This window comes from Streptomyces glaucescens, assembly GCF_000761215.1.
GTDB lineage: Bacteria > Actinomycetota > Actinomycetes > Streptomycetales > Streptomycetaceae > Streptomyces > Streptomyces glaucescens_B.
This window is the reverse complement of record NZ_CP009438.1, coordinates 1,225,388-1,248,777: the sequence shown is the minus strand read 5'-3', so window position 1 is coordinate 1,248,777 and position 23,390 is coordinate 1,225,388. Positions and strand designations below refer to the sequence as shown.

Sequence of the window (23,390 nt, the reverse complement as noted above, 5' to 3'; positions counted from 1 at the left end):
CCGGAGTCGGTGCTGCCGCAGGTTCGGGATGACCCACGAAGGGCTCCCCAGAGGCTCACCCGAAGGACTCCCATGCGGACCTACGACAATCCCGTCCTCCCCGGCTTCCACCCCGACCCCAGTGTGTGCCGGGTCGGCGAGGACTACTACCTGGTCTGTTCCAGCTTCGAGTATTTCCCCGGCATACCGCTCTTCCACAGCCGCGACCTCGTGCACTGGCGCCGGATCGGCAACGTGCTCGACCGGGCCGAACAGCTCCCCCTGCCGCACGGGGTCCCGGCGTCGGGCGGGATCTACGCCCCCACGATCCGCCACCACGACGGGCGGTTCCACGTGATCACCACCAACGTCGGCGGCGGGGGCAACTTCCTCGTCACCAGCGACCGCCCGGAGGGCCCCTGGTCCGATCCGGTGTGGATCGACCTGCCCGGCATCGACCCCGACCTCGCCTGGGACGACGACGGCACCTGCTGGGTCGCCGTGGCCGGCGTCGGCCTCGCCCGTGTCGATCCGGCCACGGGGAAGGTGCTGGACGGACCGGTGCCCGTGTGGTCCGGGTCGGGGAAGCGGGACCCGGAGGGCCCGCACCTGTACCGGGTGGGCGACTGGTGGTACCTGCTGGTGGCCGAGGGCGGCACCGCGCGGGGCCACTCCGTCTCCGTCGCCCGTGCCCGCAGCCCGCTCGGGCCGTACGAGCCGGCCCCGCAGAATCCGGTCCTCACCCACAGCGGCAGCCGGGAGCCGGTCCAGTGCACCGGGCACGCCGACCTGGTGGAGGCGGCGGACGGCACGTGGTGGATGGTGCTGCTGGGCACCCGGCCGCGCGGCTTCTTCCCGGAGTACCACGTCCTGGGCCGGGAGACGTTCCTGGCGCCGGTCGAGTGGGCCGACGGCTGGCCCCGGGTCGGACCGGTCCGGGAACGGCATCCGGCGCCCGCCGCCTGCCACCCCCAGCCGGCGGACCCGGCGCGGGACGACTTCGACGGCCCGGTCCTCGCCCCCCACTGGATCTCCCCGCACGGCCGCCCCGCGGGCTCCTGGTCACTGAGCGAGCGCCCGGGCCGGCTGACGCTGACCGCCACCGGCGACAGCCTGGACCGGCCCGGCCACACCTTCGTCGGCCGGCGGCAGCAGCACCACGACTGCCGGGCCTCGGTGCGGCTGGACCCGGCGGAGGGACGGGCCGGGCTGTCGGTCCGGATGGACGAGGCGCATCACTACGACATCGAGGTCGCCGAGGGGACGGTGAGTGTGATCGCCCGGATCGGGCCGGTGCGCCGGCGCGTCGCCGAGCGTCCGCTGCCCGCCGGGCCGGTGGTCCTCGCCGTCGACATCCGGACCACCGGCGTCCGCCCGCCGACGACCGTGCGGCCCGGCGAGGAGACGCCCGGGCTCAGGGCCGGCGGGCCGGACACGCTGGCGTTCTCGGCAGAGGGTCCGGAGGGCCCCGTGCGACTCGCGGAACTGGACGGCCGGTACCTGTCCACGGAGGTCGCCGGCGGGTTCACCGGCCGGGTGATCGGCATGTACGTCACCGAGGGGCGGGCGTCGTTCGACTGGTTCGAGTACGTGCCGCGCACGTGAGGGTTCGCGTACGTGCCGCGCGACGGGGGGTTCGACACGGGCCCGCGGCCCGGCCGGCGGCGGACACGCAGCGGGGCCGGTCCGTGGACCGGCCCCTCCGTACGGCGGTGCTCAGGCGGCCGTCATCACGTGGCGGGTGTCCAGCGGACGGTGCGGGGCGATGATCTGGCCGTCCGGCAGGAGCTCACCGGTGTCCTCGAAGAGCACGACGCCGTTGCACAGCAGGCTCCATCCCTGTTCCGGGTGGTGCGCCACGAGACGGGCGGATTCCCGGTCGGCGGAGTCGGCGGTCGGGCACGGTGGCTGGTGCTGGCACATGGTCGGGATCTCTCGCTCGGTCTTCTTCATTGCCGCCCCCGTCGGATAAGTCGGTCGGAACCCCAGTGTTGCCCCACGGGCGTCGATCCGCAGGGATTTCACAGCACCGCTTCTCACTGGTTCATGACGCGTCACCCACGCGGACGGTTCATCCCAACTGCACTGTCCCTTTGGGTGGTTTCGGATGGCCGGAAGGGGCTAGTCCGGCCGGGGGGTGCCCGAACGGACGTGCCCCGCCACGGGATTCCGCGGCGGGGCACGGGGTGCGCGGGGGCCGGTCCTCAGGCCGGCGAGCCGAGCAGTGGTGTCGGGGGCGTCGGCGCCGCCGGAGCCGCCCGGAGGGTCAGCACCGGCAGCAGCTCGGCCACGCGGTGCGGGCGGCTGGCGGCGATGCCGGGCGGGGCGGGCGCCAGCGGCACCAGCAGATCGGTGGCCGCCGGCGTGCCCGTCGCCCCGTCGGCGGCGCAGTCGCCGTGCAGCCAGAGGGTGAGCATGTACAGGCTCGGCACGGACAGCAGCCGTGGCTGGTAGGGCTGGGTGAGTGTCTCGGCCTGCTGCAGCGCCAGTTCGGTGGACCGGATGTACGGCCCCTCGAAGAAGTGCGAGAACGCCCAGCCGTCCGGGGTCAGTCTGGTCTCGGCCGCGGCCACGGCGCGGTCGCCGGAGCGGATCAGGAAGCGCCAGCCGGCGAGCCGGGTGGCGGGAACGCCCCGGTCGCCGACGCTGTCGAGGACGTGCACCGGCAGCGGCAGCTCGGGGGTGACGGGCCCCTGGGCGGTGAGCAGTGAGGGAGTTCGGGCCTCGCGGACGGCGGTGGGGGAACCGAGTGCCGTGAGGACGGAGCGAAGTGCGGGCGCGGGGGCCTGGGGGACATGCAGCGGCATGGTGGGTCGCCTCTCATTCGACAGGCACGGTGACGCGAGGGGGCTGGGGCGGACGACGCTGTCAGCTCACGAGGTCAGAGAGGCGGGGGCCGGGGTCTGTGCCCGGAGGGCGTGGTGGGTGAGGGCTTGCCGTGAGTGCCGACGGCAGGCACCGGCGACCGGGCGCCAACCTTCTCTGCCTTGTGCGCGGAGTTTATACGACAGATGTTCACCCGGTGTTTCGGCTAGCTGATTCGGGGCACCCCGGCAAGAAGTAATTGAGCCGGTGGGAGGTCAATGATACGCGCGGAATCCTCCCGATTCCAGGTCAACCGCACGCCGCTGACCTCGCACCCTGCGCAGGCCGCGGTCGGCTGTTTCTTGTCGGCGTTTTTCACGAGTGGACACCGGCGCGGAAAATGCTTCCGGCGTCATGCCCGGGGAATGTGCCGCCGATCATCCTGGGCCGGAGTGACCAGAGTAGCCGTCCGAGGCGCAGGCCGGGGACGTTATGGATCGCAACGGCTGGGCATCATCCACCCTGACCCGCACATCGGCGGTTGCCGGACCGCCCGGCCCGCCCACCGAAGGAGGGACGCTTCGATGGGGGAGAAGGTCGTGGCAGGCGCGTTCGACCTGTCCGATCGGCAGCGCTACCGCGACAAGCTCCAGAAGTGCCTGAAGGGCCTGGAGCGACTCCTGGAGGAGAAGCGGTTCGACCGGCCGAAGAATCTCATGGGCCTGGAGATCGAGCTGAATCTCGCGGGCGCCGACGGCATGCCGAGAATGCTGAACGGTCAAGTTCTCGAAAGGATCGCCAGTCGTGATTTCCAGACAGAACTCGCCATGTTCAACCTGGAGGTCAACATAACCCCGCACCCGCTGGGCGGGCGGGTATTCGACCGACTTGCCGAAGAACTCCGCACCTCGCTGGCATATGCTCACCGGAAGGCCGAAGAGGTCGACGCGGGAATCGTGATGATCGGTATTCTGCCGACGCTGGAGCGTGACGACCTGGTCTCCTCCAACCTCTCCGACGTCGACCGTTACACGCTGCTCAACGATCAGATCGTGGCCGCGCGCGGTGAGGACTTCACCCTCGACATCGAAGGTGTGGAGCACCTCGTCTGCACCGCCCGGTCCATCACGCCCGAGGCCGCCTGCACCTCCGTGCAGTTGCACCTCCAGGTCACGCCGGGCCGGTTCGCCGACGTGTGGAACGCGGCGCAGGCGGCGTCGGCCGCGCAGATCGCCGTAGGGGCGAACTCGCCCTTCCTGTTCGGCCGCGAACTGTGGCGCGAGTCCAGGCCGCCGCTGTTCCAGCAGTCCACGGACACCCGGCCGCCCGAGCTCCAGGCGCAGGGCGTGCGCCCGCGGACCTGGTTCGGGGAGCGGTGGATCTCCTCGGCGTACGACCTGTTCGAGGAGAACCTGCGGTACTTCCCGGCCCTGCTGCCGATCTGTGACGACGAGGACCCGCTGGCCGCCCTCGACGCGGGCGAGGTGCCCAGGCTCGGCGAGCTGGTGCTGCACAACGGCACCGTCTACCGCTGGAACCGGCCGGTGTACGACGTCGCCGACGGGGTTCCGCATCTGCGGGTGGAGAACCGGGTGCTGCCGGCCGGGCCCACGGTGACGGACGTCGTCGCCAACGCGGTCTTTTACTACGGACTGGTCCGGGCGCTGGCCGAGGAACCGCGGCCCGTGTGGACCCGGATGCCGTTCGAGACGGCGTCCGCCAACTTCGACGCGGCCTGCCGGTACGGCATCGACGCACGGCTGGTCTGGCCGCGGCGCGGCCGGCACGGCGGGCTCGCCGAGACGGACGCCGTGACCCTGGTCCGCGACGAACTGCTGCCGCTGGCCGAGGCGGGGCTCGACGCCTGGGGCGTGGAGGCGGCGGACCGGGACTTCTACCTCGGGGTCATCGACGAGCGCTGCCGGCGACGGGTGAACGGGGCGTCCTGGCAGGTCGAGACGTTCCACCGGGCGCTGGAGGCCGGGCTGTCCAGGGACGCGGCGCTGGCCGCGACGACGCGGCGGTACGCGGAGCTGATGCGCACGGACGAGCCGGTGCACCTGTGGCCGGTGGGGGTTCCGGAGAAGGTGGGGACGGCGTGAGGTGAGGGCACGGCCGCACCCGCCGTCCGGGGGCGCGGGGCCTCGCGGCGGACCCAGTTCGTAAGCTCTGTCCCGGATCTGTCGTGAGGCGGTGGGAGGCAGGGTGCGCGGCGAGGCGGGTGCGGTGGCTGGGTCCTCGTCGGAGGAGCGGCCCGGACGGCGGGTGCTGCGGGACGAGACGGTGCTGGTGCTGGCGCTCTCGCTGGGTGCCAGCGGCGTCTCGGCTCTGATCAGCTTCGTCGGCTCGGTCACCAGGCCGGGCGGGCTGAAGGACCAGGCCGCCACGCTGAACGCCTCGGCGGCGCCGGGCCGCCCCTGGCTCGACCTGGCCTGGCAGCTCTTCGGGATCACGACGGCGCTGGTGCCGGTCGCTCTCGTCGCCCACTTCCTGATGCGTGAGCGGCAGAGCCTGCGCACCCTCGGCTTCGACCGTTCCCGGCCCTGGCCCGACCTGGGTCGCGGGGCCGCCCTCGCCGCGGTGATCGGCAGCACCGGCATCGCCTTCTACCTCGCCGCCCGCGGCCTCGGCTTCAACCTCACCGTGGTGCCCGAGGCGCTGCCCGACGTGTGGTGGAAGTTCCCCGTGCTGATCCTCTCGGCGCTGCAGAACGCCGTGGTGGAGGAGGTCATCGTCGTCGGCTACCTGCTGCGCCGGCTCGGCCAGCTCGGCTGGTCGCCCGGCAGCGCGTTGATGGCCAGTTCGGTGCTGCGCGGCTCGTACCACCTCTATCAGGGGATCGGCGGCTTCATCGGCAACCTGGTGATGGGCGTGGTCTTCGTCCACCTCTACCGCCGCTGGGGACGGGTGGGGCCGCTCGTGGTGGCGCACTCGCTGCTCGACATCGGGGCGTTCGTGGGCTACGCGCTGCTGGCGGGCAAGGTCGGCTGGCTGCCGACCGCGTGAGCACGTCAGGAGGGGCCGTACGAGGGTGTCGTACGGCCCCTCCTGACGTGCTCACGCGCGCAGTTCCCCCTCGATCACCGTCACCGCGTTGCCGCTCAGCAGCGTGCGGTCGCCGCGCAGTTCGACCTGGACGCGTCCGGAGCGCGGGGAGGCCTGGAGGCCGGTGAGGGCGGTGCGGCCGAGGCGCTCGGACCAGAACGGCGCGAGCGCGGTGTGGGCGCTGCCGGTCACCGGGTCCTCGTCGATGCCGACGTTCGGGAAGAAGCAGCGCGAGACGAAGTCGTACCCGCGGGCCGGGTCCTCGGCGCGGGCGGTGGCGATGATGCCGCGCCGGGAGAACGCGGCGAGCGCCTTGTGGTCCGGTGCCAGAGCGTGGACCGTCTTCTCGTCGGCGAGTTCCAGCAGCAGGTCGCCGACGTGGGGGCCGGTGTCGTAGACCGTGCTCGGCACCGCGCCCAGGGCGCCCGCGACCCCGTGCGGGACGTCGACGCGGGTGAGCGGGGCGGTGGGGAAGTCCAGGGTGATCGAACCGTCCTCCCGGGGCGTTGCGATGAGGACGCCGCTGCGGGTGGCGAACCGCACGGGGCCCTCGTGGGCGCCGGTGCTGCGCAGGACGTGGGCGGTGGCGAGGGTGGCGTGGCCGCACATGTCGACCTCGGCGACGGGGGTGAACCAGCGCAGCGCCCAGTCGGCCTCGCCGCCCCCGGGCAGCCGGTGGGCGAAGGCGGTCTCGGCGTGGTTGACCTCCATGGCCACGTTCTGGAGCCAGGTGTCGTCCGGGAAGGCGTCGAGGAGCAGGACCCCGGCCGGGTTGCCGGCGAAGGGCCGGTCGGTGAAGGCGTCGACGATTCGAATCCGCATGCCTGGACGCTAGGGGCCCGGCAAAGCCGCAGGCCACGGCCAATTCGCGAGTCCTGGCCCCATTTTCCGTGCGCCGGGCCGCGGGAAACCCGGGGGAGAGGGCTTGTCGCGACCTCGTTCCCGATATATCGTTGAAGCATCGCGAACGATACGCGACAGTTCAATGACTGCACGGATGATCGACAGTGGAGATGGAGTGATCGTCATGCGTTCCCACGGATTCGAGCGTGGACACGGTGGTTCCGGCCGGCCCGGCCGGGGTCAGTCCGGTGGCGCCGGCGGGGGCTTCGAAGGCCGGCGCGCCGCCTTCGGTCCCTTCGGGCCGGGCGGCCCCGGCTTCGGCGGGCACGGTTTCGGCGGCGGGCCCTGGGGCCCGCGCGGGCGCGGCGGACCGCGCGGCAGGGCACGGCGGGGCGATGTGCGGGCCTCGATCCTGGCCCTGCTGAGGGACCGGCCGATGCACGGCTACGAGATGATCCAGGAGATCGCCGAGCGCAGCGGCGGGGCCTGGAAGCCCAGCCCCGGCTCGGTCTACCCCACCCTCCAGCTGCTGGAGGACGAGGGGCTGATCTCCAGCGAGAGCGAGGGCGGCAAGAAGCTCTTCGCGCTCACCGAGGCGGGCCGCACGGCGGCCGGGGAAGGCCCGGACGCCCCCTGGGAGGAGGCCTCGCGCGGGGTCGACTGGGAGGCGCTGAACGACATCCGCCAGGCCGGGTTCGGCCTGATGGAGGCCTTCGGCCAGGTCTGGAAGACCGGCACCGCCGAACAGCGCGAGAAGGCGCTCGGGGTCATCAACGACGCCCGCAAGAAGCTGTATCTGATCCTCGCCGACGAGGACTGACCCCCCCAGGGTGGAGACCGGTCCTCGCGGGGGGCGGGCAGGGCGGCGCGCGCCTCGACGGCACCTACGACCTCATCTCCTCCCTGAGGAGGAGATCCCGGCCGGGTGCGTCCGCTCGGTGCGGGACGTGAAGATGCGTCTCGGCGGGGATGCCCTGTTCCCCGCGGGCTGATGGGGTGGGGATGTGTACCCTCCCATCCCCCGGCCGCCGGTCCGCGACCGCGCCGCCCGTCGCGTGGACGACGATGCCGAGCCCTGCACCGGGCCGGCACCGGTGCTCGCCGCCGCCCGCCGCCGGGCCGTGCGGGACGGGGACCGGCAGATCGACACCGCCCACCTGCTCCACTCGCTGCTGGAGCACGACCCCGAGGTCCGGGCGGTCCTCGACGGCGGACCGCGGCTCGCCCGACTGCTCGGGTACCTGGTGCAGCGCAGCATCGGCTACGGCCTGCGCTGGCAGGGCAGCGTCGAGGACTCCGGCGCCCCCGCGGTGTCCGCGGCCGAGGGCTGTTCACCGGTGGCCGCGGCCGCGCTGTCGTACGCCCGTGCGCGGGCCGGGCGGCGCGGGGAGGCCCGGGCGCGCGGGACGGATCTGCTCGCCGGGATCGTCGCGGCCGCCGAGTCGCGGGCGGTCGAGGTGCTGGGCCGGGCCGGGATCGACGTGGCCGGGCTGCGCGCGCGGATCGACGGTCCGGAGGCCGGCGCCCGGCCGCGGCAGGAGCCCCCACGGCACGCGCGTCGCCCGCCGTCCTCGCACCCTTCGGGCGGCTACGCCGCGGGGAGCGGGACGGGGCGCTGAGGTCCAGCCGGTGAGACAGGTGTCATCAGGGGTGACGCTCATGTCGTCCCCTGTCATCATGTGCCGGTGCATACGTCGGAAACCATCAAGGGCAGCCGCGGGAAGGGCTTCGGGCTCGGTCTCGCGCTCGCGTCGGCCGTCGCGTTCGGCGGTTCGGGGGTCGCGGCCAAACCGCTGATCGAAGCCGGGCTCGACCCGCTGCACGTGGTGTGGCTGCGGGTCGCCGGGGCCGCCCTGGTGATGTCGCCGCTCGCCGTGCGGCACCGCGCGCTGCTGCGCCGCCGTCCCGCGCTGCTCGCCGGGTTCGGGCTGCTCGCCGTCGCCGGTGTGCAGGCCTGCTACTTCGCCGCGATCTCCCGCATCCCCGTCGGCGTGGCGCTGCTCGTCGAGTACCTGGCGCCCGCGCTCGTGCTCGGCTGGGTGCGGTTCGTGCAGCGGAGGCCGGTGACCCGGGCCGCCGCGCTCGGAGTGGTCCTCGCGGTGGGCGGGCTCGCCTGTGTCGTGGAGGTGTGGTCGGGGCTCGGCTTCGACGCGCTCGGCCTGCTGCTCGCGCTCGGCGCCGCCTGCTGCCAGGTCGGCTACTTCGTCCTCTCCGACCAGGGCAGCGACTCCGGTGACGGCGCCCCCGACCCGCTCGGCGTGATCGCGTACGGCCTGCTGGTCGGCGCCGCCGTGCTGACCGCCGTGGCCCGGCCCTGGAACATGGACTGGTCGGTGCTCACCGGCACCGCGCGCATGGACGGCACCCCGGTCGCGGCCTGGCTGCTGCTCGGCTGGATCGTTCTCGTCGCCACGGTCGTGGCGTACGTCACCGGCGTGCTCGCCGTACGCCGGCTCTCGCCGCAGGTCGCCGGCGTCGTGGCCTGCCTGGAAGCGGTGATCGCCACCGTGCTGGCCTGGGTGCTGCTCGGCGAGCACCTGTCGCTGCCGCAGATCGCGGGCGGCGCCGTGGTGCTGGTCGGCGCGTTCATCGCGCAGTCCTCGGCGCCCGCGGGAAACGGCTCCGAGCCGGTCGCGGGCGGTGGCGCGGAGCGGGAGCTGTCCGCGCGCGGCACGACCGCCTGACGGACCCGCCGTCACGTCGTCACGTGGCCGGGCGGGCCCGAACCCGCCCGGAGTCAGAGCGCCGTGAGGTAGTCCGGGACCCGGGTGCCGGGGGCCAGGCCGGCGTCGGGGACGGGGGTGCCGTAGCCCTTGCGCAGGGGGACGAGGCCGGCCCAGTGCGGGAGGGCCAGGTCCTCGGGTTCGTCATTCACCCCGCCGGTGCGCAGCTTGGCGGAGACCTCGTCCAGGTCGAGCCGGATGACGGCGGTGGCGGCGAGTTCCTTCTTGTCGGCGGGGCGGGAGTCGGCGGAGCGGCCGGGCACGACGTGGTCCACCAGCGCGTCCAGGGCGATGCGCTTCTCTTCGGGGTCGGTGACGTCGTGGGCCAGTCCGTGCACCACCACCGAGCGGTAGTTGACGGAGTGGTGGAAGGCCGAGCGGGCCAGGACGAGCGCGTCGACGTGGGTGACCGTGAGGCAGACGGGCAGGCCCGGGCCGGCCTTGCCGGTCATCCGCAGCGGGCGGGAACCCGTCGAGCCGTGCACGTAGAGCCGCTCGCCCACCCGGCCGTAGAGCGTCGGCAGCACGACGGGGGCGCCGTCCCGGACGAAGCCGAGGTGGCAGACGTATCCCTCGTCGAGTATCGCGTGCACCAGTTCCCTGTCGTACGAGGCGCGGTCCGCGGAGCGCGTGGGGACGGTGCGGTCGGTCGGGGCGTAGGCGGCTGGCTGCGACGAGGTCGGATCGGTCCCCTGCATGGCGCTCTCCATTGCACTAGTGCATAATCGGCTTTGTGCTAGGAGAATATCCGATCAGTGGGCGGCGTGCGGCGGAGATTTCGGCGAGCGTGGAGGAGGCGGTGGCGGGCGGTCGCCTCGAACCGGGCGAACTGCTCCCGCCCATGCGGGAGTTGGCTGCCCGGCTCGGCGTGAACCCGAACACGGTCGCGGCCGCGTACCGCATCCTGCGCGAGCGTGGGGTCATCGAGACCGACGGCCGCCGGGGCAGCCGGGTGCGCGCCAGGCCCGCCACCACCGGACGCGAGTACATCCGGGTGGAGGTGCCGGAGGGGGTGCGCGACGTCGCCGCGGGCAATCCCGATCCGGCCCTGCTGCCCCCGCTGGCGGCGGCCTTCGCGGCGGCGGCCGGACAGGGCGACCGGCAGCCGGTGCTGTACGGCGAGGCGGCGGTCGAACCCGAGCTGGACCGGATCACCCGCGCCGACCTCGACGCGGACGGAGTGCCGGACGGGCCCGTCGCGGTCACCTCCGGCTCGCTCGACGCGATCGAACGGGTCCTCGCCGCCCACCTCAAGCCCGGAGACGCGGTCGCCGTCGAGGACCCCGGCTGGGGCGGCCTGCTCGACCTCGTCCCGGCGCTCGGCCTGCGGACGGTCCCCGTCGGGGTCGACGACGACGGGCCGCTCCCCGACGGCGTCCGCGCCGCCCTCGCCGCCGGGGCCCGCGCCCTGGTCGTCACCGACCGGGCGCAGAACCCCACCGGCGCCGCGGTGACCGCCACGCGCGCGCGTGCCCTGCGGTCCGTGCTCCGGGAGCACCCCGAGACGCTGCTCGTCGAGGACGACCACGGGCACCGGATCGTCGACCTGCCCCTGCACCCCCTGGCCGGGACCACCCGCCACTGGGCCCTGGTGCGTTCGGCCGCCAAGGCCTACGGCCCCGACCTGCGGCTCGCCGTGCTCACCGGCGACCCGGTGACCGTGGACCGGGTGCGCGGCCGGCAGCAGCTCGGACCCGGCTGGGTCAGCCGGATCGTCCAGCGCGCCGTGGTCCGGCTGTGGACGGACGGGGCGGTGGACGCGCGGGCCGTCGCGGCGGCCTACGGGCGGCGCCGGGACGCGCTCGTCGCGGCGCTGGCCGACCGAGGTGTCACCGCGCACGGGCGCAGCGGGATGAACGTGTGGATCCTGGTGCCCGACGAGACCGGAGCCGTCGCCCGGCTGCTGCACGCGGGCTGGGCCGTCGCCCCCGGCGCCCGCTTCCGGATCAGCGCGCCGCCCGGCATCCGGGTCACCGTCTCCGCGCTGACCGAGGCGGAGACGGAACCGCTGGCGGACGCGATCGCGGCGGCGGTGCGGCCGGCGGCGGCACGCGGTCACGTGTGAGCCGACGCCCGGGGCCGTACCTGCGTCAGCGCCGCCCCCGCCAGCACGATCACCGCGCCGGCCGGGGTGGACCAGGCCAGGGACTCGCCGAGGAGGGCGACGCCCGCCGCGGTGGCGATGACCGGGATGAAGTACGTGACCATCTGGGCGGTGGTCGGCCCCACCTCGGCGACCAGGCCGTACTGGAGCAGCACCGCGAATCCCGTGCCGAGCGCGCCCAGCGCGGCGACCGCGAGGAGGGGGAGGACCGCGAACTCGGTCGGCATGCTGGTGAACAGCGGCGTGACGACCGCCAGTTGCCCGGTGGCCAGCAGCAGCTGGGCGCCGGTCAGGGACAGGTGCGAGTGGGCGGACCCGGCGAGGGTGCGGCGGACGTAGATCCAGCCGACCGGATAGCTCAGCGAGGCCAGCAGAGCCATCGCCGTGCCGGCCGCGTCCAGTCCCGCGAAGCCCTGCCAGGCGCCGAGCACCGTGAGGACGCCGAGGAAGCCCAGACCGAGCCCGGCGACGCGCAGCCGGGTCGGCCGGTCCTCGGAGAGCGCGACCAGGGACAGGGCCATGCCCCACAGCGGCGAGGTGGCGTTGCAGATGCCGGCGAGAGTGGAGGGGATGGTCAGCTCGGCGTAGGCGAACAGCGAGAACGGCAGCGCGTTCAGCAGGAGGGCGGCGACCGTCAGATGCCCCCAGGTGCGGGCGCCGCGCGGCAGCCGTTCCCGCTTCAGCGCCATCGCCGCCGCCAGCACCGCCGTACCGAACACCAGCCGCCCGAGCGTGACCTGGAAGGGCGCGTACCCTTCGGTGCCCACCTTGATGAGCAGGAAGCTGAAGCCCCAGATCAGCGACAGCACGGCGGACCGGACGCGCCAGTCGAGTGCGCGGCGCGGCCGGGGAGGAGTGGCGGACGGGGTGCGGGTGGCGGAGGCGACGGTGGTCATGGGGGCAACGATGCTGGAGCGGATCTCGTAGCACAATCGAGATTTCGCACGTGATATCTCGTAGCGCTGCTTAAGCGTGCGGCCGTAGCATCACCCCATGCTGAACCTCGACCGACTGCGCACCCTCGACGCCCTCGCCCGGCACGGCTCGGTCAGCGGCGCGGCCGAGGGCCTGCACATCACCACCTCGGCCGTCTCCCAGCAACTGGCCAAACTGGAGCGCGAGGTCGGGCAGCGACTGCTGGCCAAGCACGGGCGGGGCGTCCGGCTCACCGACGCGGGACGCCTGCTCGCCGACCACGCCGCGCGGATCCTGTCGCAGGTCTCGCTCGCCGAGTCCGACCTGGAGGCACAGCGCGGCCGGGTCGCGGGCGAGCTGCGCCTGTCGGCGTTCCCCACCGCCGCGCGCGGCCTGTTCCCCACCGCGCTCGCCGCGCTGCGCGCCGAGCATCCCGGGCTGCGGCTGCGCTCCTGCGAACTGGAGCCCGAGCGCGGGATCCAGGGCGTGGTGCGCGGCGACCTCGACCTCGCGGTGGTCCTCGACTGGTACAACAAGCCGATGCCGCTGCCCGACGGCCTGGTGAAGGCGGGGATCCTCGACGACCCGGCCGACATCGCCCTGCCGGCCGGCCATCCCCTGGCCGGGCGCGACGAGGTGGACCTCGCGGAGCTCGCCGAGGACGAGTGGATCACCTGGGCCGAAGGGGAGTTCTGCCACGAGTGGCTGGTGTTCACCCTGCGCTCCAAGGGCATCGAGCCGAACCTCGGCCACCGGGCCGCCGAGACCCACACCCAGCTCGGGCTGGTCGCCGCCGGACTCGGGGTGTGCGTGGTGCCGCTGCTGGGCCGCCATCCCGTGCCGCCCGGCGTGGTCACCGTCCCGCTGCGGCAGCAGGTGCGGCGGCACGTCTACGTCGTGTGGCGCGCGGACGCCGACCGGCGGCCGTCGATCCGGGCGGCGGTACGGGCGCTGCGGGCGGCGGGGGAGAGCGTCACCGGGCAGCCGGAGGCGGCTGCGGCGAGCCCAGCTTCCGGAAGTCCCACGACGTGACCGCGTCGGGGGTCAGCCGCAGCCAGGCGTGGCGGCCGTCGTGCGGCAGGGTTCCGAGGCCGAAGTACTTGCGCGCGAAGAGCCGCTCGACCGGTTCCAGTGCGGCGTGCGGCTGCCCGGTGCGCGGGACCTCGCCGACGAACGCGGCGGTGCCGGTCAGCTCGGCGCCGCGCAGCTCGTCGTACTCCCGCCCGGCGTCGACCACCACGGCGAGGCGGGCGTCACGGCGCAGACCGGCCCAGCGCCTGCTGCGGGTGAGCGAGTACAGCCACAGCGAACCGCCGTGCCAGACGAACCAGAGCGGGCTCACGTGCGGGCTGCCGTCGGCCGAGACGGTCGCGACGCGGCAGACGCGTTCCGTGGCCAGGAACTCCTCCAGCTCGCCGGGCGTCATCATCAGCTTCCGGCCGCGGCGCTGAGCGGCGGTCATGCGGCATCCCTCCGGGGCATGGCGTCCGACGTGCGGTCGGCCAAGCATGGGACGTCACGCCGCCGACGGCAAGCGAGCCGACGGCGCGGCCCGGATCGCCGGCGGCACCCTCTCCCGACTGCGGGGGTCGGGGGCGAGGCTCGGCATGCCGGTTCCCGCCCGTCCGCAGGCGGGGCCGGGCGGGGGTGGGGTGGATTTCGGCATGCCGGTTCCCTCCCGTCCGCGCCGGGCAGTGACCGGGGCCCGGATGCCGGTCCGGGCCGGGGGGGGCGCCTCGGCGGGTCGGGTGCGTCGCCGTCCTTCCCGGCGGGCACGCCGATCGGCGCGCCGGGCCGGGGCGGCGTCCGCGGCCGCCGTGGTCGACGCCCGGCCCGCGCTCCGCTCACGCCAGCCGGATCTCGTCGTCCTCCACGGTGATCCGCGCGGCCGGCAGCGGCTTGGTCGCCGGACCCTTCTTGACGCTGCCGTCGGAGGCCGAGAAGTGGCTGTCGTGGCAGGGGCAGATGATCAGCCCGTCCCGGACGTCCTTCACCGCGCAGCCCTGGTGGGTGCACTTCGACGAGAACGCCTTGAACTCGCCCGCCGTCGGCTGGGTGACCACGACGCCCTCGTCGGCGAAGACCTTCCCGCCGCCCTCGGGGACCTCGGAGACCGGTCCGAGCACGGTGCCGGACGAGGCGCCGTCGTCGTCCGACCCGCAGCCGGCGAGGGCGACGGCGAGCCCCGCCGCCCCGGCCGCCGCCATGACGGTACGGCGGGCCGGGCCCGTCCCGGTGTGAAGCGATTCCGTGGGCATCTCGTGGTTCCTTCCGCTGACTTCGTGTCCGGTCGGCCTGCGCCGCGACGTCCAGCAGTACGGCCGCGGCGCCGCTTCGGTTCAGCCGCCACGCGGTTCTTCACCCGATCGGGAACACGGGCCGTCCGAGGCCGCGGCCGGGCGCCCGCAGCGCCCCAGTAACCTGGGGCGATGCTCAAGGAAGTCACCGCGACCCGCTACATCACGCCGCTGCGTGAGGGCGGCTCGCTGCCGGGACTCGTCGAGGCCGACGACTTCGGGACCTACGTCGTCAAGTTCACCGGCGCCGGGCAGGGACGCAAGACCCTCGTCGCGGAAGTGGTCTGCGGGGAACTCGCCCGCCGCCTCGGCCTGCGCACCCCCCGGCTGGTCACCGTCGGCCTCGATCCGGACCTCGGGCTGGGCGAGCCCGACCAGCAGGTGCAGGAGCTGCTGAAGTCCAGCGGCGGCACCAACCTCGGCATGGATTTCCTCTCCGGCGCCCTCGGTTTCGACCCGCTCGCCTTCCCGGTGAGCCCCGAGGAGGCCGGGCGGATCGTCTGGTTCGACGCCCTGGTCAACAACGTGGACCGGTCGTGGCGCAACCCCAACCTGCTGATGTGGCGGGACGAGTTGTGGCTGATCGACCACGGCGCCACGATGATCTGGCACCACAACTGGCCGTCCGCCGAGGCCTCCGCGTCCCGCCCGTACGACGCCTCCGACCATGCCCTGCGGTCGTTCGCGCCGGACGTCCGGGCCGCCGCCGCGGACCTCGCGCCGCGGGTCACCGAGGAGCTGCTGGCCGAGGTGACCGCCGAGATCCCGGACGCCTGGCTGGCGGACGAGCCCGGCTTCGGCTCGCCGGACGACCTGAGAAGGGCGTACGCGCGGCCCCTGCTCGCCCGCGCCGCCGTCGTCCACGACCGCATCGCCGGGACGGAGGGTGCCTCGTGACCGAGCGCCACATCATCAGGGGCGCCCGGCGCAGCGACCGGGACGTCTTCGAGTACGCGCTGCTGCGGGTGGTCCCGCGGATCGAGCGCGGGGAGTGCATCAACGCGGGGGTGCTCGTCTACTGCCGGGCCAAGGCGTACGTCGGCGCCCGCACCCACCTGGACGAGGCGCGGCTGCTGGCGCTGGACCCGCGGGCCGACGTGGCCGGCGTACGGGCCGCGCTGCGGGCCGTGGAGGGAGTGTGCGCCGGCGGCGAGGCGGCCGGACAGGCGGCGGGCGACGACGCCGGGCGGCGCTTCCGCTGGCTGATCGCGCCCCGCTCGACGATCGTCCAGCCGGGCCCGGTGCACACCGGGCTGACCGCCGATCCGGCGGCCGAGACGGAACGGCTCCTCGACCTGCTCGTGCGCTGATCCGGACCCGCCGGAGGGCGGGGCGCCCCCTCGAGGCCGGGTCAGCGCCTGCGGCGGCGCACGACGTAGCCGGTGGCGAGCGCGGCGCCCGCGACGAACGTGGCCCCGAGGGCGAGGTCCCAGGTGCCCGGTCCGGTCTCGCTCGCGCCGCCGACACCGCCGCGCACACCGCGCGTCGGGGCGCCGGTGGCGGTGGCCGTGCCGGGGGCCGTCGGGGGCACGGGGGTCACCGGGACCGCCGGGGTGACCGGCGCGACCGGGGTCACCGGGACGACCGGGGTCACCGGGACGACCGGGGTCACCGGGACGACCGGCGCGGGGCTCACGGGGGCCGCCGGAGCCGTGGTCGGCCGGGGCCGGGAGGTGGAGGAGGTGAGGTCACCGCGGTCGCCGTCGCCGTCACCGCCACGGACGGGCAGCACCTCACAGGCGATGCCGTCGTCCGGGCCCTCGTCCTCGTCGAGGCGGTGGGGATCGCTGCGGTCCGCGTCGAAGACGGCCTGCGCGTCCTCCTGGTAACCGAAGTGGGTGCAGTCGAGATCCTGTGCGTGAGCGGGGCCGGCCGACGGCACTGTCGCGATGATCGCGAAGAGCGCGCCTGCGGCACCGGTGCGACGGCGCATGAGGCGCCTCCTTTCCGGCCACGGATGGCTCGCCCCTCGACGCTAGGCGCCGGGTGCCGCGGCGGCGCGCAGCGCTAGGCCGTTCAGGTAATCGATCACACGCACCCGATCGGGCGTTGACACCGCGTGCCAGGGCTTCTAGCGTCACGTCTGCTGAAGGTACTAAGCGGTCGCTCACTGGAGGGGCGTACCGCGAGAGCCGCATCCCAAGGGCGAGGAGAAGCAGCAATGTCCACCACTGAGCAGCGGGTCGCGGTCGTCACCGGCGCCGCGCGCGGCATCGGCGCCGCCACCGCCGTACGACTGGCGGCCGAGGGCCGGGCCGTCGCCGTGATCGACCTCGACGAGGCCGCCTGCAAGGACACCGTCGAGAAGATCACCGCGGCCGGCGGAAAGGCCCTCGCGGTCGGCTGCGACGTCTCCGACGAGGCACAGGTCGAGGCGGCCGTCGCGCGGATCGCCGAGGAGCTGGGCGCGCCGACCATCCTCGTCAACAACGCGGGCGTGCTCCGCGACAACCTGCTGTTCAAGATGAGCGTCTCCGACTGGGACACCGTCATGAACGTCCACCTGCGCGGCGCCTTCCTGATGTCGAAGGCATGCCAGAAGCACATGGTCGACGCCGGCTTCGGCCGGATCGTCAACCTCTCCTCGTCCTCCGCGCTCGGCAACCGGGGCCAGGCCAACTACTCGGCCGCCAAGGCGGGTCTGCAGGGCTTCACCAAGACCCTCGCCAAGGAGCTGGGCAAGTTCGGCATCACCGCCAACGCCGTCGCCCCCGGCTTCATCGCCACCGACATGACCGCCGCCACCGCCGAGCGCGTCGGCATGGGCTTCGAGGACTTCAAGGCCGCCGCCGCCTCGATGATCCCCGTGCAGCGCGTGGGCGAGCCGGACGACATCGCCAACGCCATCGCCTTCTTCACCGGCGAGGCGGCCGGTTTCGTCTCCGGCCAGGTGCTGTACGTCGCCGGCGGACCGCTCGACTAGGGATCACCACACCATGACTGAACTCTCCGGCAAGGTCGCGCTCGTCACGGGCGCCAGCCGCGGCATCGGCTACGGCGTCGCCGAGGCGCTCATCGCGCGCGGCGACCGCGTCTGCATCACCGGCCGCAACGAGGACGCGCTCAAGGAGGCCGTCGAGAAGCTCGGCGCCGACCGGGCGATCGGGGTGGCCGGCAAGGCCCACGACGAGGCCCACCAGGCGCTCGCCGTCGAACGCACCATGGAGGCCTTCGGCCGGGTCGACTACCTGGTCAACAACGCCGGGACCAACCCGGTGTTCGGGCCGATCGCGGACCTCGACCTGAACGTGGCCCGCAAGGTGTTCGAGACCAACGTGGTCTCGGCGCTCGGCTTCGCCCAGCGCACCTGGCACGCCTGGCAGAAGGCCAACGGCGGCGCGATCGTCAACATCGCCTCCGTCGCGGGCCTCGCGCCCTCGCCCTTCATCGGCGCGTACGGGGTCAGCAAGGCCGCGCTGATCAACCTGACCGTGCAGCTCGCACACGAGTTCGCTCCCAAGGTGCGGGTCAACGCGATCGCCCCGGCCGTGGTCAAGACCAAGTTCGCCCAGGCCCTCTACGAGGGCCGCGAGGAGGAGGCGGCCGCGGCCTACCCGCTGAAGCGGCTCGGTGTGCCGGCGGACATCGGCGGCGCCGCCGCGTTCCTCACCTCCGAGCAGGCCGACTGGGTCACCGGCCAGACCCTGGTGGTGGACGGCGGGATCTTCCTCAACGCGGGCGTCGCCTGACGCCGGATGTTCCATGGGCGCCGTTCTCCGTCGCTGCGCGTCGAGATGGTTTCGTGCTCCGCACGTGACGCGATCGAAGTTGACGGAAACGGCGCCCGTGTCGACGTACGGCCAGGTCCCCGGGGTCTGACAACGTCGTCATCGAAAAGGTGATCAACTACCTCGCGCAAGGACGGTCCGCACGGCGTGTTGCTGCGGTAGTGTCTGCCGACATTTGGTATGGCAGATCGAGGAGCGTGCGCGTGTTCAACCGGAACCGATGCCTGCGGCAAGTGGCGGCGATCGCTTCCATATCCCTGGTGGCGGGCTGTGGCCTGTTCTCCGACAGCGGCGAGGCCGACGACAGCCCGATCGTCGTCGGGACCACCAGCGCGCCCACCACCCTGGATCCCGCCGCGTCCTGGGACGGCTCCTGGGAGCTGTTCCGGAACATCTACCAGACCCTGCTGAGCTACCCCAGCGGCTCGACGACGCCGCAGCCGGACGCCGCGAAGAGCTGCGAGTTCAGCGACACCGCCAACCGCACCTACCGGTGCGAGCTGCGCAAGGGGCTGAAGTTCTCCGACGGCAGCCCGCTCGACGCCAAGGCGGTCAAGCACTCGATCGACCGCATCCTGAAGATCAAGGCGCCCTCGGGTCCCGCGGGGCTGCTCGGCAGCCTGAACCGGGTGGAGGCGCGCGGCGATCGCGAGGTCGTCTTCCACCTCAAGACGTCCGACGCCACCTTCCCCTTCGTGCTCGCCACCCCCGCCATGTCCATCGTCGACCCCGGCAGCTACCCGGCCGACGCGCTGCGCGAGGGCAACGAGGTCACCGGTTCCGGGCCGTACAAACTGCAGTCCTACGAGGAGAACCAGCGGGCCGAGCTGGTCACCAACGACCACTACGACGGCTACGCCGAGCGCCGCAACGACGCGGTGACCATCCGCTACTTCCAGGACTCCGGCACCATGGTGGAGGCCCTGGAGAAGCAGGAGATCGACCTCACCTACCGCGGTCTCGCCGCCGACGACATCGTCGACCTGCAGACCAAGGACGCCGACCAGACCCTGCAACTGGTCGAGGGCGCCGGCATCGACATCAGCTACCTGGTGTTCAATCCCAGGGACCAGTGGGCCGGGAAGGCCGCCGTGCGCAAGGCCGTCGCGCAGCTCGTGGACCGGCCGACCATCGCCCACAAGATCTACAAGGACACCGTGGACCCGCTGTACTCCATGGTCCCCAACGGCATCAACGGGCACACCACCGGCTTCTTCGACGACTACGGCGACCCCGACGCCGGCAAGGCCCGCGCCATCCTCACCGAGGCCGGCATCACGGAGCCCGTCCCGCTGACCTTCTGGTACACCAGCGACCGCTACGGCTCGGAGACCGCCGTCCTGTTCAAGGAGCTGAAGCGGCAGCTCGAGGCGTCCGGCCTGTTCGAGATCACTCTGAAGAGCCGGCCCTGGAAGACCTACGTGGAGGGCTACCAGAAGGGCGAGTACCCGGTCTTCGGGCGCGGCTGGTTCCCCGACTTCCCCGACGCCGACAACTACATCGCGCCGTTCGTCGGCAAGGAGAACGCCCTCGGCACCCCGTACCCGGCGCCCGAGATCACCCAGGACCTGCTGCCCCGCTCCCGCCGGGAGAGCGACCGCGCCCAGGTGGAGCGGGAGTTCGAGGAGGCCCAGCAGATCCTCGTGAACGACGCGCGGCTGCTGCCGCTGTGGCAGGGCAAGCAGTTCATCGCGGCGAGCGAGGAGATCTCCGGCGGCGAGCGGGCCCTCGACCCGTCGACGATCATGATGATGTGGGAGCTGGGCCGCAAGACGAGCTGGTGAGGCCGGGCGGCTGCGGCCCGCGCGGTGCGTTGTCAGTGGTCGCCTGTAGGTTCTGAGACCTGGAAGCGACCGCACACCGTAAGGAAGTTGACGTGACCGACACCGCCATGCTGCCCGAGTCCTGGCGCGGGGTCCTGGGCGACGAACTGCAGAAGCCCTACTTCAAGGAGCTGACGGAGTTCGTCGAGGAGGAGCGGGCGAAGGGTCCCGTCTACCCGCCGCGCGAGGAGGTCTTCGCCGCCCTCGACGCGACGCCGTACGAACGGGTGAAGGTGCTGATCCTCGGCCAGGACCCGTACCACGGCGAGGGCCAGGGCCACGGCCTGTGCTTCTCGGTCCGGCCCGGGGTGAAGACCCCGCCGTCGCTGCGCAACATCTACAAGGAGATGCAGGAGGAGCTGGGCCTGCCGGTGCCGGACAACGGCTACCTCATGCCGTGGGCCCGGCAGGGCGTCCTGCTGCTCAACGCGGTCCTCACGGTCCGCGCGGGCGAGGCCAACTCGCACAAGGGCAAGGGCTGGGAGAAGTTCACCGACGCGGTGATCCGCGCGGTGGCCGAGCGCCCCGACCCGGCGGTGTTCGTGCTGTGGGGGAACTACGCGCAGAAGAAGCTCCCGCTGATCGACGAGACGCGTCACGTCGTGGTGAAGGGCGCCCACCCCTCCCCGCTCTCCGCGAAGAAGTTCTTCGGCTCCCGCCCCTTCACCCAGATCAACGAGGCGATCGCCCGCCAGGGCCACGAGCCGATCGACTGGCGCATCCCCAACCTGGGCTGAACGCCCGCCGCGCGTCAGGGGTCCCGCCGAACCGGGGCCGGAGCCCGGCCCCGCCCCGGGGCTCCTGTCCCGGCTCCCTTCCGCTTCCGTCCCCGTCGCACGGAGCCGCCTCGGACGGAATGCCGGTGGGGGCCGTTAGCGTCGGGAGGGACGGGATCTTCGGCGAGCGGGTGGAGGGGTGTGGTCGTGGAGCGGCAGGGGCAGGCGGCGCCGGACGCGGTGATGGGGCGGATCGGGCAGGCCGTGATGCTGCATCACGCGGGTGACCGGGAAGAGGCCCGGCAGCGGTTCCTGCGGCTGTGGGCGGAGATCGGCGAGGACGGGGACCCGCTGCACCGCTGCACGCTGGCGCACTACATGGCCGACACCCAGGACGACCCCTCCGACGAGCTGGCCTGGGACCTGCGGGCCCTCACGGCCGCGGAGGAACTGAGCGACGGCCGGCTCGCCGAGCACGAGGGCACCCTGGCGGTGCGCGCCCTCTACCCGTCCCTCCACCTGAACCTGGCCGCCGACTACGTCAAGCTCGGCCGCCCGGACGCCGCCCGCGGGCACCTGCGCCTGGCCCGCGGCGCGGCCGACGCCCTCGCCGACGACGGTTACGGCGACGGGGTGCGCGCGGCGATCGGCCGCCTGGAAGTGACCCTGGGGGACGGGGGTTCCGGGGGCCCCGGGAGCCCCGGGGGTGACTTCCGGGGCGGCGGGAGCTGGGGGCCGCCCCCGCAGCACCGGCCCTGATCCGTCGGACCCGCGTGCCGTCACACCGCCGCCCGCCGCCCGCCGCCCGCCGCCCGTCTGCCCGTGATCCGTCACCCGTCATGCCGCGACGCGCCGCCCGAGACCACGAGACGCGCCGCTCGTCCCTCCGTGTCGGGCCGCCCGTCTGCTGTGACGCACCGTCCGCCACCCCGTGACGGGCCGTCCGTCACGCCGTGACGCGTCGCCGGTCACGCCGTGACGCGTCGCCCGTCTGCTGTGACGCGCGCCCGTCACCCCGTGACCCGCCGCCCGTCTGCTGTGACGCGACGCGCCGCGTCGATCCGTCCCGCCGGTTCGTCGCCCAGTGCCCCGCCTCCGGCCGGGGCCCGGACGAGGGCCGTTCGTCTCGCCTCCGCGCCCCGCCCCGGCGCACCCGGGGGCCTTCGCGTCCGGCCGGCTCAGCGGCCGTACGTCGTGTCGCAGATCCTCGACTCGGGGCTGCCGGGCCGCCAGCCGCCGAAGGCCCTGCCGAGGGCGCACACGTCGGGCCCGCGCTGGGGGAGCTGCTGGGTGACGTTCCGGCGGGCGGACTCCGGAAGGCCGGGGACGACCGCCCGGGGCTGCCGGGAGGGCCGGGACTCCGGGCGCCGCGGGCGCCACGGCTCGGGCCGGGACCGGGCGGGGGGCGCGGCGGACGGGGCCGGCGGCGCGGACGCGGCCGGCGCGGTCGGCTCGGGTGCGGAGCGCTCCCGCTGCCGTGAGGGCCCGACGCGTTCCAGGGCCTCCCGGGCGGGCGCCTGCACCGCCTGTGGTCCGGTCCGCGCGCCGGGGGGCGGTGGCGCGGCCGGCGACGGCGCGGACGCCCCGGGCGCGGGCCGTCCGGAGACCGTCGTACAGCCCGAGAGGGCCGAGACGGCCACGGTGATCAGAAGCGCTGCGGTGGTCGTCGTTCGATGCACCCGGGCAACGATGGCGCCTTCGGCCTCCCGGGTCACCACGAACCAGGCGGACGTTAGGCCGTAGGGGTGTTCTCCGGCCCCGTAAGAGGGCCTGATGCCCCACCAGGTTTACGCCGGGCGTCCAGCATGCCGTCGAGGAGCTCCCGCAGATCCGCCCGGATGTCGTCCAGGCTCGGCACGCGGGAGCTGAACGAGCCCGCGACGCAGCTGAACATGAGCCCGTCCGCCCAGGCGACGAGGGACAGCACATGCCGGTCGGGGCTGGGGGAGCCCATCCCGGTGACGAGGGCACGCAGCCGGTCGCGGAAACGGGCGCCCGTGGCGTCGAAGTACGCCCGCAGCTCCGGCCGCCGGGTCGCCTCCAGGGCCAGCTCGTACCGGGCGAGGGTGAGCTCGCGGTTGCCGGTGAGTGCGCGGTGGGTGGCGAGGGCCAGCCCGTCCGCCAGGGCGTCCAGGCCGGCGTGCGGGTCCGGCATCTCGTGCAGTGCCAGGACCCGCGCCTCCCGGTCGGCGAGCCGCCGTACGGCCAGCTCCAGCAGTGCCTGCCGGGTGCGGGCCAGGTTGGACGTGGAGCCCTGGGGCAGTCCGGCCGCCTCGTCGACCGCCCGGTGGGTCAGCCCGCGCATGCCGCGTTCGGCGAGCAGGGCGAGGGCGGTGTCGGCGACGAGGTCGGCGCGGGCGGCACCGCTCGTGGTGCGTTCGGACATGGAGGTCAACCTACCGGCACGCTTCT

General features: G+C 73.6%; 25 protein-coding genes. 15 read left to right on the top strand and 10 right to left on the bottom strand.

Annotated elements, in window-relative coordinates; translation table 11 throughout:
* Positions 1-72 precede the first annotated feature (72 nt).
* Positions 73-1,584 carry a glycoside hydrolase family 43 protein gene (locus tag SGLAU_RS05380; protein WP_063838865.1) on the top strand — a complete coding sequence of 504 codons (1,512 nt, stop codon included), beginning with the start codon at positions 73-75 and terminating at the stop codon, positions 1,582-1,584.
* A 111-nt stretch (positions 1,585-1,695) separates the two neighbouring features.
* Here SGLAU_RS05380 and SGLAU_RS05375 read toward each other — a convergent pair whose 3' ends face one another.
* Positions 1,696-1,902, bottom strand: a complete 207-nt coding sequence (locus SGLAU_RS05375; RefSeq protein WP_043506317.1) for a DUF5999 family protein — start codon at positions 1,900-1,902, stop codon at positions 1,696-1,698.
* A 281-nt stretch (positions 1,903-2,183) separates the two neighbouring features.
* Complete coding sequence (locus SGLAU_RS05370; RefSeq protein WP_043498814.1) at positions 2,184-2,786, bottom strand: hypothetical protein; 603 nt, start codon at positions 2,784-2,786, stop codon at positions 2,184-2,186.
* A 582-nt stretch (positions 2,787-3,368) separates the two neighbouring features.
* On the opposite strand from SGLAU_RS05370, the gene SGLAU_RS05365 reads away from it, so the two are divergent.
* Complete coding sequence (locus tag SGLAU_RS05365; protein WP_043498812.1) at positions 3,369-4,886, top strand: glutamate--cysteine ligase; 1,518 nt, start codon at positions 3,369-3,371, stop codon at positions 4,884-4,886.
* A gap of 103 nt (positions 4,887-4,989) precedes the next feature.
* Positions 4,990-5,790 carry a CPBP family intramembrane glutamic endopeptidase gene (locus tag SGLAU_RS05360; RefSeq protein WP_043498810.1) on the top strand — a complete coding sequence of 267 codons (801 nt, stop codon included), beginning with the start codon at positions 4,990-4,992 and terminating at the stop codon, positions 5,788-5,790.
* A gap of 51 nt (positions 5,791-5,841) precedes the next feature.
* On the opposite strand, the gene SGLAU_RS05355 is transcribed toward SGLAU_RS05360, so the two are convergent.
* Positions 5,842-6,651: a PhzF family phenazine biosynthesis protein gene (locus SGLAU_RS05355; RefSeq protein WP_043498809.1), complete on the bottom strand. Its 810-nt coding sequence runs from the start codon at positions 6,649-6,651 to the stop codon at positions 5,842-5,844.
* Between the two features lie 205 nt (positions 6,652-6,856).
* On the opposite strand from SGLAU_RS05355, the gene SGLAU_RS05350 reads away from it, so the two are divergent.
* The 3 genes from SGLAU_RS05350 (at position 6,857) to SGLAU_RS05340 (ending at position 9,356) form a co-directional block, all read left to right on the top strand.
* Positions 6,857-7,492: a PadR family transcriptional regulator gene (locus SGLAU_RS05350; RefSeq protein WP_043506316.1), complete on the top strand. Its 636-nt coding sequence runs from the start codon at positions 6,857-6,859 to the stop codon at positions 7,490-7,492.
* 184 nt (positions 7,493-7,676) lie between these two features.
* A complete protein-coding gene (locus tag SGLAU_RS05345; protein WP_107408958.1) occupies positions 7,677-8,291 on the top strand; it encodes a Clp protease N-terminal domain-containing protein in 615 nt (204 codons plus the stop codon).
* A 60-nt stretch (positions 8,292-8,351) separates the two neighbouring features.
* The gene (locus SGLAU_RS05340; RefSeq protein WP_043498808.1) at positions 8,352-9,356 is read left to right on the top strand and encodes an EamA family transporter; all 1,005 of its coding nucleotides are present in this window, start codon (positions 8,352-8,354) and stop codon (positions 9,354-9,356) included.
* A gap of 53 nt (positions 9,357-9,409) precedes the next feature.
* Here SGLAU_RS05340 and SGLAU_RS05335 read toward each other — a convergent pair whose 3' ends face one another.
* The gene (locus SGLAU_RS05335; RefSeq protein WP_043498806.1) at positions 9,410-10,093 is read right to left on the bottom strand and encodes a pyridoxamine 5'-phosphate oxidase family protein; all 684 of its coding nucleotides are present in this window, start codon (positions 10,091-10,093) and stop codon (positions 9,410-9,412) included.
* 35 nt (positions 10,094-10,128) lie between these two features.
* On the opposite strand from SGLAU_RS05335, the gene SGLAU_RS05330 reads away from it, so the two are divergent.
* Positions 10,129-11,460 (top strand): aminotransferase class I/II-fold pyridoxal phosphate-dependent enzyme, encoded by a 1,332-nt coding sequence (locus SGLAU_RS05330; RefSeq protein WP_043498804.1) that lies wholly within the window; start codon positions 10,129-10,131, stop codon positions 11,458-11,460.
* Here SGLAU_RS05330 and SGLAU_RS05325 read toward each other — a convergent pair.
* Positions 11,451-12,395 (bottom strand): DMT family transporter, encoded by a 945-nt coding sequence (locus SGLAU_RS05325; RefSeq protein WP_208868886.1) that lies wholly within the window; start codon positions 12,393-12,395, stop codon positions 11,451-11,453. The genes SGLAU_RS05330 and SGLAU_RS05325 overlap by 10 nt on opposite strands.
* Positions 12,396-12,492: 97 nt before the next feature.
* On the opposite strand from SGLAU_RS05325, the gene SGLAU_RS05320 reads away from it, so the two are divergent.
* The gene (locus SGLAU_RS05320; protein WP_052413635.1) at positions 12,493-13,446 is read left to right on the top strand and encodes a LysR family transcriptional regulator; all 954 of its coding nucleotides are present in this window, start codon (positions 12,493-12,495) and stop codon (positions 13,444-13,446) included.
* Here the strand turns inward: SGLAU_RS05320 and SGLAU_RS05315 are convergent.
* Together SGLAU_RS05315 and SGLAU_RS05310 are read right to left on the bottom strand one after the other, a co-directional pair.
* Positions 13,388-13,876 (bottom strand): pyridoxamine 5'-phosphate oxidase family protein, encoded by a 489-nt coding sequence (locus SGLAU_RS05315; protein WP_043498800.1) that lies wholly within the window; start codon positions 13,874-13,876, stop codon positions 13,388-13,390. The genes SGLAU_RS05320 and SGLAU_RS05315 overlap by 59 nt on opposite strands.
* 382 nt (positions 13,877-14,258) lie before the next feature.
* The gene (locus SGLAU_RS05310) at positions 14,259-14,672 is read right to left on the bottom strand and encodes a Rieske (2Fe-2S) protein (RefSeq protein WP_043498799.1); all 414 of its coding nucleotides are present in this window, start codon (positions 14,670-14,672) and stop codon (positions 14,259-14,261) included.
* A gap of 171 nt (positions 14,673-14,843) precedes the next feature.
* On the opposite strand from SGLAU_RS05310, the gene SGLAU_RS05305 reads away from it, so the two are divergent.
* On the top strand, positions 14,844-15,608 hold the full coding sequence (locus tag SGLAU_RS05305; protein WP_043498798.1) for a HipA family kinase: 765 nt from the start codon (positions 14,844-14,846) through the stop codon (positions 15,606-15,608).
* A complete protein-coding gene (locus SGLAU_RS05300; RefSeq protein ID WP_052413634.1) occupies positions 15,605-16,021 on the top strand; it encodes a DUF3037 domain-containing protein in 417 nt (138 codons plus the stop codon). Before SGLAU_RS05305 ends, SGLAU_RS05300 begins: the two co-directional genes overlap by 4 nt.
* Positions 16,022-16,062: 41 nt before the next feature.
* Here the strand turns inward: SGLAU_RS05300 and SGLAU_RS35865 are convergent, their stop codons facing one another.
* On the bottom strand, positions 16,063-16,644 hold the full coding sequence (locus tag SGLAU_RS35865) for a hypothetical protein (RefSeq protein WP_043498795.1): 582 nt from the start codon (positions 16,642-16,644) through the stop codon (positions 16,063-16,065).
* A gap of 228 nt (positions 16,645-16,872) precedes the next feature.
* Here SGLAU_RS35865 and fabG point away from each other — a divergent pair, with 228 nt between their 5' ends.
* The 5 genes from fabG (at position 16,873) to SGLAU_RS05270 (ending at position 21,737) form a co-directional block, all read left to right on the top strand.
* Complete coding sequence (fabG, locus tag SGLAU_RS05290) at positions 16,873-17,634, top strand: 3-oxoacyl-ACP reductase FabG (RefSeq protein WP_043498792.1); 762 nt, start codon at positions 16,873-16,875, stop codon at positions 17,632-17,634.
* Between the two features lie 13 nt (positions 17,635-17,647).
* On the top strand, positions 17,648-18,400 hold the full coding sequence (locus tag SGLAU_RS05285) for an SDR family oxidoreductase (RefSeq protein WP_043498790.1): 753 nt from the start codon (positions 17,648-17,650) through the stop codon (positions 18,398-18,400).
* 242 nt (positions 18,401-18,642) lie between these two features.
* Positions 18,643-20,223, top strand: a complete 1,581-nt coding sequence (locus tag SGLAU_RS05280) for an ABC transporter substrate-binding protein (RefSeq protein WP_043498787.1) — start codon at positions 18,643-18,645, stop codon at positions 20,221-20,223.
* A gap of 92 nt (positions 20,224-20,315) precedes the next feature.
* The gene (locus tag SGLAU_RS05275; protein WP_043498785.1) at positions 20,316-20,999 is read left to right on the top strand and encodes a uracil-DNA glycosylase; all 684 of its coding nucleotides are present in this window, start codon (positions 20,316-20,318) and stop codon (positions 20,997-20,999) included.
* A gap of 222 nt (positions 21,000-21,221) precedes the next feature.
* Positions 21,222-21,737: a hypothetical protein gene (locus SGLAU_RS05270; protein ID WP_052414055.1), complete on the top strand. Its 516-nt coding sequence runs from the start codon at positions 21,222-21,224 to the stop codon at positions 21,735-21,737.
* A gap of 419 nt (positions 21,738-22,156) precedes the next feature.
* On the opposite strand, the gene SGLAU_RS05265 is transcribed toward SGLAU_RS05270, so the two are convergent.
* Both SGLAU_RS05265 and SGLAU_RS05260 read right to left on the bottom strand, forming a co-directional pair.
* Positions 22,157-22,657 (bottom strand): hypothetical protein, encoded by a 501-nt coding sequence (locus tag SGLAU_RS05265; protein WP_052414054.1) that lies wholly within the window; start codon positions 22,655-22,657, stop codon positions 22,157-22,159.
* Between the two features lie 53 nt (positions 22,658-22,710).
* Positions 22,711-23,364 carry a TetR/AcrR family transcriptional regulator gene (locus SGLAU_RS05260; protein ID WP_043498780.1) on the bottom strand — a complete coding sequence of 218 codons (654 nt, stop codon included), beginning with the start codon at positions 23,362-23,364 and terminating at the stop codon, positions 22,711-22,713.
* Positions 23,365-23,390: the final 26 nt, after the last annotated feature.